10 protein-coding genes are annotated in these 7,396 nt (G+C 57.8%); 8 read left to right on the top strand and 2 right to left on the bottom strand.

All coding sequences use genetic code 11. From position 1 onward, the window contains the following. The first annotated feature begins 176 nt into the window (after positions 1–176). The 6 genes from VD811_03720 to VD811_03745 all read left to right on the top strand — a co-directional run bounded on the left by VD811_03720 (position 177) and on the right by VD811_03745 (position 3,214). Positions 177–629 (top strand): MarR family transcriptional regulator, encoded by a 453-nt coding sequence (locus tag VD811_03720; GenBank protein HXV20085.1) that lies wholly within the window; start codon positions 177–179, stop codon positions 627–629. Positions 630–688: 59 nt separating this feature from the next. Continuing rightward, positions 689–1,144 carry a DoxX family protein gene (locus VD811_03725; protein HXV20086.1) on the top strand — a complete coding sequence of 152 codons (456 nt, stop codon included), beginning with the start codon at positions 689–691 and terminating at the stop codon, positions 1,142–1,144. 54 nt (positions 1,145–1,198) lie between these two features. Continuing rightward, the gene (locus VD811_03730) at positions 1,199–1,795 is read left to right on the top strand and encodes a YceI family protein (GenBank protein HXV20087.1); all 597 of its coding nucleotides are present in this window, start codon (positions 1,199–1,201) and stop codon (positions 1,793–1,795) included. An 18-nt stretch (positions 1,796–1,813) separates the two neighbouring features. Further along, the gene (locus tag VD811_03735; GenBank protein HXV20088.1) at positions 1,814–2,509 is read left to right on the top strand and encodes a pirin family protein; all 696 of its coding nucleotides are present in this window, start codon (positions 1,814–1,816) and stop codon (positions 2,507–2,509) included. A 102-nt stretch (positions 2,510–2,611) separates the two neighbouring features. Beyond that, on the top strand, positions 2,612–2,947 hold the full coding sequence (locus VD811_03740; GenBank protein HXV20089.1) for an NUDIX domain-containing protein: 336 nt from the start codon (positions 2,612–2,614) through the stop codon (positions 2,945–2,947). Between the two features lie 45 nt (positions 2,948–2,992). After that, on the top strand, positions 2,993–3,214 hold the full coding sequence (locus VD811_03745) for a CDGSH iron-sulfur domain-containing protein (GenBank protein ID HXV20090.1): 222 nt from the start codon (positions 2,993–2,995) through the stop codon (positions 3,212–3,214). A gap of 231 nt (positions 3,215–3,445) precedes the next feature. On the opposite strand, the gene VD811_03750 is transcribed toward VD811_03745, so the two are convergent. Continuing rightward, on the bottom strand, positions 3,446–4,780 hold the full coding sequence (locus tag VD811_03750) for a sigma-54 dependent transcriptional regulator (GenBank protein HXV20091.1): 1,335 nt from the start codon (positions 4,778–4,780) through the stop codon (positions 3,446–3,448). After that, complete coding sequence (locus VD811_03755) at positions 4,777–6,345, bottom strand: ATP-binding protein (GenBank protein ID HXV20092.1); 1,569 nt, start codon at positions 6,343–6,345, stop codon at positions 4,777–4,779. The genes VD811_03750 and VD811_03755 overlap by 4 nt, the downstream gene beginning before the upstream one ends. 258 nt (positions 6,346–6,603) lie before the next feature. Here VD811_03755 and nrfH point away from each other — a divergent pair, with 258 nt between their 5' ends. Both nrfH and VD811_03765 read left to right on the top strand, forming a co-directional pair. Next, entirely contained in the window at positions 6,604–7,110 is a 507-nt protein-coding gene (nrfH, locus tag VD811_03760; protein HXV20093.1) for a cytochrome c nitrite reductase small subunit, read from the top strand. 26 nt (positions 7,111–7,136) lie between these two features. Beyond that, positions 7,137–7,396: ammonia-forming cytochrome c nitrite reductase subunit c552 (locus VD811_03765; protein ID HXV20094.1), on the top strand; the 260-nt coding region annotated here is incomplete at its 3' end.

Genomic DNA, 7,396 nt, shown 5'->3' on the forward strand with positions numbered 1-7,396 from the left:
AAGTTGGACGACCGCGATCCATTGGAGTGCCCATTGTCGGCGAAGACTGGGTCCCTGCCAACAAGGCTGTGAAGTCTGATCCGCCATTCGTCTCTTAAAAAGGCTTGACAGGGAAAGTGCTCATCATGTAGATTGATATCAAATGATTAGATATCAATCTAAATGTTGGAGCTGCAATGAAAAGAACCTTATACAAAACCAGGGTCGAAGCCGATGCGATGAATGCCTTTGTGAAGCTGATGCGGGCCGCAGAAGTGGTTACGTCCGCCACCCATCGTCACTTGGTCGAAGCGAACCTGACCATTTCCCAGTTCGGTGTGCTGGAGGCGCTCTATCACTTGGGCCCCCTGTGCCAGCGGGATGTGGCCAAAAAAATCCTCAAGAGCACCGCCAACATCACCACCGTGGTCGACAACCTGGAGAGCCGGGGACTGGTCGAGCGCATCCGTAGCAGCGATGATCGCCGGTATGTGGCGCTGCACCTGACGGAGGCAGGAACCCAACTGATCGCGAAAATCTTCCCGGTCCATGTGCAGGGGGTCGTTCAGAGCCTGAGCGCTCTGACGCGCGAAGAGCAGGCAGAGCTGGCTCGGCTGTGCAAAAAACTGGGCCTGGCGCAAGGCGAGTAAAAAATTTTACACAAGTAGTTCGACGTTGAATTGTCAACCATCAAACCATGGAGACTGCGATGTTAGACAAACTGCTTGGCACAACGGACGATGTCTCGTCGACGATTCTGCGTATCACCCTGGGGCTGGTGATTTTCCCGCACGGCGCCCAGAAGCTGCTGGGGTGGTTCGGCGGCTATGGTTTTGCCGGAACCATGCACCACTTTACCGAAAACATGGGCATCCCCTATCTGTTTGCCCTGCTGGCGGTCCTGGCCGAATCCTTCGGCGCCCTCGGGCTGGTGGTCGGACTGGGGACGAGGATCGCGGCGTTGGGTGTCGGCGCCACTATAGGGGTGGCGGCTCTCATGGTGCATGTTCCCTACGGTTTTTTCATGAACTGGTCCGGCAAGCAAGCCGGAGAAGGGTTCGAGTATCACCTGCTGGTCGTCGGCATGGCTCTCGCCCTGGTCATCAGAGGCGGCGGCAAATGGTCCCTGGACCGTATTCTGGCGAAAAGGCAACTTGGCGAATGACTGTAATTTCCTAAACCCCAACCATCACACGCTAAAACGAAAGGAAAATGACAAATGAAACGCCTGATTCTGACCCTGATCGCCCTGACCCTGCTGATTGCCCCCTCGTTGGCCATGGCGGCGAACTGGAACGTCGACCCCGATCATTCGGCGGCCCACTTCAAGGTGCAGCACATGATGATTGCCGATGTCCGCGGCAGCTTTCCGGACGTTCAAGGGGTCGCAGTCATCAACGACAAAGATATCACCCGCTCGACCATCGAGGTCACCATCAACGCCGCCAGCATCGATACCGGCGTGGAAAAGCGCGATGCCCACCTGAAGAGCGCCGACTTCTTTGATGTCGAAAAATATCCGACGTTCACCTTCAAGTCGAAACGCGTCCAGAAGGCCGCGGGCAGCACACTCAAGGTGGTCGGCGACCTGACCCTCCATGGTGCTACCAAACAGGTCGAGCTTCTGGTTAACGGCCCGAGCGTCGATATCAAGGACCCCTGGGGCAATACCCGCAAAGGGGCAAGGGCCACTACCCGGATCAACCGCAGGGACTTCGGCATCGTCTGGAACGCCACCCTCGACAACGGCGGGCTGCTGATTGGCGAAGAGGTGGAGATCATCATCGACCTCGAATTGATCAGGCAGGCCGGCTGATCGATAAAGGAGAAAACCATGATCACCGTTCGCAAGTCTCAGGACAGAGGCCATTTCCAGGCCGATTGGCTGGACAGCTACCACACTTTTTCATTCGACACCTATTATGATCCGGCCCACATGGGTTTTCGCACCTTGCGGGTCATCAACCAGGACCGGGTTCAGGCCGGTGCAGGCTTTCCGCTGCACCCGCACCGCGACATGGAGATCCTCTCCTTCGTCCTTGCCGGAGCCCTCAGGCACAAGGACAACCTCGGGCACGAAGAGATCATCCGCGCCGGGGAGGTTCAGCGGATCACTGCAGGGAAGGGCGTCATGCACAGCGAGTTCAATCCCTCGGCTAAGGAGGAAGTGCACTTTCTCCAGATCTGGATTCTTCCCGCAGAGAAGGGATTGAACCCTTCTTATGAGAAAAAGCAGTTCGAACCGAAGAAATCCAACTCCCTTCAGCTTCTCGCCGCCATGGACGGCAGGGACGGTTCGGCCATTCTCCAACAGGATGTGGCTCTGTATTCGGGGGAGGTGGAGGCCGGCAGCACGGTCGAGTACCGCCTTTCAGAGGGTCGTCATGCCTGGATTCAGGTGATCAGTGGAGACCTCGAATTAGGCGGGCATCGACTTGAAGCTGGCGACGGTGCGGCTATAAGTGAAGAACGGGCACTGAGCCTTACCGCCCAGGACAAGGCCAGGTTCATCCTGTTCGACTTGAATTAAATGCTGAGGGGATTTAGAAAACGCTTAAGGAGCAGGTACCTGGGATCAGTTCGGTGGCTCATGCCTGACACGTGTACGCCAAACCAGAAGTGATGATTGAATATGGTCTTGCTGGCAACCATCAGGAAAAAGCTCGCGGATCGCCCGGTTCGACTGATTGAGCCGGGCAACCGCGCCCACGCCGCCGTGGCGATGATCTTGAAGCAAGGCGCCGGTGGTCTGGAGATTCTTCTGATTGAACGCGCCACCAATGAAAAAGATCACTGGTCAGGACATATCGGTTTTCCTGGCGGCCGTGTCGACCTTGCAGACTACAGCCCCCGACGTACAGCGGAACGGGAAACCATGGAAGAACTCGGCGTTGACCTGGCTTCTGCCAGCCTTCTGGGTCGACTAGGCGATACCATCCCTGGCGGGCTGCCCATGGTGGGGGATTAGCATTGTAGGGGGATGGCCATGACAAAAACAAATCCGGACGTCGGCATGCCCATCAGCCTGACCCTTGAGCCAGGAACCTATTACCGCTGCACCTGCGGAAAATCGCAGAACCTGCCATTCTGCGATGAATCACACAGCGGTTCGGGAGTTTCTCCTGTCTCTTTCATCATCACAAGGCGCCAGAAAGTCTTTCTCTGCGGTTGTGGTTCGAGCGGGATGCAGCCATTTTGCGATGGCAGTTGTGGAGTTGCTCGTCACAGGGAATAAAGCGGATTTTGGAGGTCTTTAAAAGCTTTTATCTCTGACCTTTTGTTCTCAAAAATCACTAGCCACGGAACGGTAATCGGCCTTCTCGGTTGCCAGGACATCCTGGAAATAGGGAATTTCTCCCTGTTTGGGCCGTAAAATGCCAACTGCGCAACTTCCAGGACACCTCAAGCCTTTACTTGAATCTCGGGACTGGATATTCGCAGTGGGCCTACCGTGCATGACAGGGATTTATAAACCGTACTGCTTCATCTTCTCCCAGAGATTTTTCCGGCTGATCCCGAGAATGGCGGCGGCTTCCGTTTTGTTGTCGCCGGTTTTCGCCAGTACCCTTTGAATGCACTTCCTCTCCGCTTCGGCAACGGCGGCGGCGAGATTGTCCTCCTGGCTGTCGCCGCCATTATGGCCGCCGCGGATCTCCACCGGCAGGTCCCATAGCTGGATTCTGGGTGCCGGGGCGAGAACGGAAATCCGCTCCAGGAGGTTGCGCAGTTCGCGCACGTTGCCGGGGTAGTGATACTGTTCCAGCGCCTGGCGCGCATCCGCCGAAAGTTGAAAGGAAAGGCCCCGTTCGCCGCCGAACTCCTTCAGAAAGAAATCGGCCAGTTCGAGAATGTCGCCCTCCCTCTGCCGCAGGGGAGGGACCTCTATTGGAATCACCTGCAGACGGTAGAAGAGGTCCTGCCGGAACTTGCCTTTCTGCACTTCGGCCGCGAGGTCCTTCGCCGTGGCACAGATGACCCGAACATCAATGCGAACGGGGTTTTTGCCACCCACCCGGTCGATTTCCCGCTCCTGGAGAACCCGCAGCAATTTAACCTGCAGATCGAGGGGCATGTCGCCGATTTCATCGAGCAGAATGGTCCCGTGGTCCGCCAGTTCGAATTTGCCGATAGCCGTCTTGTCGGCGCCGGTGAAGGCGCCTTTTTCGTGGCCGAAAAGCTCCGACTCGAGCAGGCCGGCGGGGATCGCCGCGCAATTCACCCGGACGTAGGGCTTGCCGGCGCGGCGGCTTTCGTAATGGATGGCCGCTGCCACCAGTTCCTTGCCGGTGCCGCTTTCCCCCTGGATGAGGACCGAGGAATCCGCCAGGGCGACCTGGCTGATGAGGCTGAGCATTTTCTGCATGGGGGCGCTTGAACCGATGATCGGCCGGCGCTGGCCGCAGCAATGCTCCAGCGAGACGCAGCGGGCCTTGATCGTCTGCATTTCCAGCAGCCGGTTGAGGCGAAAGGTCAGATCATCCAGATCGAAGGGCTTGAGAAGGTAATCCGCCGCCCCTTTTTTAAGGCAGTTCACCGCGTTGTCGGTGCTGCCGTGGGCGGTCATCATGACCACCTCCGTCCGCGGCGCCAGCTTCTTCACTTCGGCCAGCAGTCTTTCGCCGTCCAGTCCCGGCATGCGGATGTCGGAGAGGATCAGCTCGTACCGGTTTTTCCCGACCAGTTCCAGGGCCTCGGTTCCGGTCGTTGCTGCATCGGCCAGCCACCCCTGGTTGCGCAGGTGGTCGAGGACGGTGATGCGCATGATCTCTTCATCTTCGGCGACCAGGATGCGCGGAATCATGATGCACTCTCTCCTTCGGTGGCAATCTCGCCCGGCAGGGGGACGGCGACGGTGAAGAGCGCTCCGCCCTCCTCCCCGTTGCGGGCCGTCAGCTCTCCGCCCATCTGGCTGACCAGCGAATGGGAGACGGAGAGCCCCAGGCCGGTCCCTTCGCCGACCTCTTTGGTGGTGAAGAAGGGTTCGAAGATCTTGTCCAGGTGTTTGGGGTCGATCCCCGGCCCCGTATCGGCAATTTCAATCAGCAGACGATCGTTCTCCAGTCGGCTCCTCGCCCGGAGCCTGCCTTCTTTTTCCCCCATGGCCTGAACCGCGTTGCCGGCGAGATTCATCACCACCTGGCGCAAGGCTTCGAGGCCGACGACCACCGGTCTTCCCACCCCGAGCTGCAGGTCCATGGTGACGTTGCGGCGCCCCATGCAGGTCAGCTCCAGGCATTCGCGGATCATCTCGTCGACATCACCCCGGCGCAGGACGAGGGGCTCTTTCCGGCCGATATTCAACAACTGCTGCACCGTCCCCTTGATCCTGTCGACCCCCTGCGCCAGCAGATTCAGATAGCGGGCCTGCAGGTCCGGCTGATCCATGCTTCTTTTCATCGTCTGGATGCAGTTCTGCATCCCCCCCAGGGGGTTGTTGATCTCATGGGAGATCCCCGCGACAAGCCGACCGAGAGCCGCCTGCTTCTCGCTCTGGAAGACCTGTTCGCGGGTGGCGTCGAGCTCCTGCTGCGAGCGCTCGAGGCGCTGGCAGAGTTTTCGGTAGTGGCCGGCCAGCACACCGATTTCATCCTTCTCTTCGGCCGGCAGAACCCTCTCGGCCCCGCGCCGCTCCGGAAACCGGTCCATTTCCAGGGCCAGGATTTTCAGCCGTTTGGCGACCAGGAAGTCGAAGAGAAAGAAGATCGTCAGCGCCACGATGACGATGGTGGCCACGGCAATGTTCAGCAGCATCCGGTTGTTGGTCCTTATCTCGGCAAAGGCCAGGTCCATCGGGATGGTCACATTCATGCCGCCCCGGATATCACCGACTTCATACCCCTGGTCCGAGTGGCATTGCAGGCAGTTGCCGTCCACCTTCAGCGGGGCCATGTAGCGGAGGCGGTAGCGTCCGGCGATTTTCTCGATCTCCACCGTCTCTTCGGCGCCTTTTTCAAACTTCCGCAGACTGCGCCGCTCAAATTCATCGGGCGCATTGGCCGGATTCACCGGCTGCAGACTGGTGACGTTGAATTGCCCCATGCCTTCCCTGGCCGCATAAACGGAGAGTTCGCGGGTGACCATGGCAGGATTGCGCTTGACCAGCCAGTTGCCCTGCGCATCCTGGATCTGCCCTCCTTCGAGAAAGGGATTGCTCTCGACCCCCGGCCCCTTGAGGAAAAAGAGTCCGTTATGGTCCGCAACCCACTGTCGGGTGAGCCGTATCTGGTGGAAGAGCATCTTGGCCTGCCGGGTGGCTTGTTCGACGACCAGGTCCTCCTGGAAGCTGGAGGTGCGATAGAAGGTGACGCCGTAAGAGCAGCAGATCACCAGACCGATGAGAAGAATGAATTTGGTTCTCAACTGCATGCTGGAAGGTCCGTCTTCTGGATAGTGTCCTGCCGGGAAGAAAAGCTGCTACTAAATGGTAACACATGAAAAATATCAAATGCTACTTCTTAGTAACAGGTGCGGCAGGGCAGTTATGTAAGCTCATGAAATCAGGCTTGTTTTCTTCTGGCACAGCCGTTGCTATTTGATCAGATCAAAGCCGGGGCATGAAAGCAACAACGGGATACCTGTCAACCCAAATCAACCAGAGGGCTGCTTATGGAAACCGGAAACGCAATGAAATACGTGGCTGCCTGCTGCGTCGTCACCGTGGTCGGATTGTTCGCTTTCGTGGTGAATGAATCCAAAATGCTGTCCTACCTGTCGAGCGATCCCAAGGTCTGCATCAACTGTCACGCCATGAACGCCCATTATGCCACCTGGCAGCACAGCTCCCACCGGGACAGCGCCATCTGTGTGGACTGTCACCTGCCGAGGAATTCCTTCATCGACAAGCTGCTCGCGAAATCCAGAGACGGCTACAACCATTCTCTGGCCATGACCCTGGGCAGTTACGGCAACAACCTGAGGATCAAGGGGAACGCGGCAAAAAGGATCCAGACCAACTGCATCTCCTGCCACCAGGAGGTCGTCTCCCGGATGATGGCCAACAGCGAACCCTATCACCAGGAATCCGGTATTCCGATGGGGCGCCCCTGTTGGGAATGCCACAGGAGCCTGCCCCACGGTACGACGCGAAGTCTGCTGGCGACGCAGAACAATATCGGCGTTAAGGAATTATAGGACACCCAACAAAGGAGAATTGAATCATGAAAAGATCCTGGTTCGTCACCATCGCATCGGTCGTCATCATGGTCCCTCTGCTGCTGCTTGCCGTCTCCATCAAGGAGAACAAGGCGGACCAGAAGGCCATCAACGCCGTCCCGGACATCAAAAAATTCGAGTCGAGAAGTTCCGAGTGGGGCAAGCATTTCCAGCGGCAGTACGACTCCTATATGAAGACCCGCAAGAGCGATGAAATCAAGGATGTGCTGAAGGAGGAGCCGGCCCTGGTGGTCATGTGGGCGGG

The sequence above is a fragment of the Desulfuromonadales bacterium genome (genome assembly GCA_035620395.1).
Taxonomy (GTDB): Bacteria; Desulfobacterota; Desulfuromonadia; order Desulfuromonadales; family DASPGW01; genus DASPGW01.

Bases quoted from the DNA above. Each gene is read 5' to 3' on its own strand.
- VD811_03720 (HXV20085.1), top strand. From the start codon at position 177: ATGAAAAGAACCTTATACAAAACCAGGGTCGAAGCCGATGCGATGAAT.
- VD811_03725 (HXV20086.1), top strand. From the start codon at position 689: ATGTTAGACAAACTGCTTGGCACAACGGACGATGTCTCGTCGACGATT.
- VD811_03730 (HXV20087.1), top strand. From the start codon at position 1,199: ATGAAACGCCTGATTCTGACCCTGATCGCCCTGACCCTGCTGATTGCC.
- VD811_03735 (HXV20088.1), top strand. From the start codon at position 1,814: ATGATCACCGTTCGCAAGTCTCAGGACAGAGGCCATTTCCAGGCCGAT.
- VD811_03740 (HXV20089.1), top strand. From the start codon at position 2,612: ATGGTCTTGCTGGCAACCATCAGGAAAAAGCTCGCGGATCGCCCGGTT.
- VD811_03745 (HXV20090.1), top strand. From the start codon at position 2,993: ATGCCCATCAGCCTGACCCTTGAGCCAGGAACCTATTACCGCTGCACC.
- VD811_03750 (HXV20091.1), bottom strand. From the start codon at position 4,780: ATGATTCCGCGCATCCTGGTCGCCGAAGATGAAGAGATCATGCGCATC.
- VD811_03755 (HXV20092.1), bottom strand. From the start codon at position 6,345: ATGCAGTTGAGAACCAAATTCATTCTTCTCATCGGTCTGGTGATCTGC.
- nrfH (HXV20093.1), top strand. From the start codon at position 6,604: ATGAAATACGTGGCTGCCTGCTGCGTCGTCACCGTGGTCGGATTGTTC.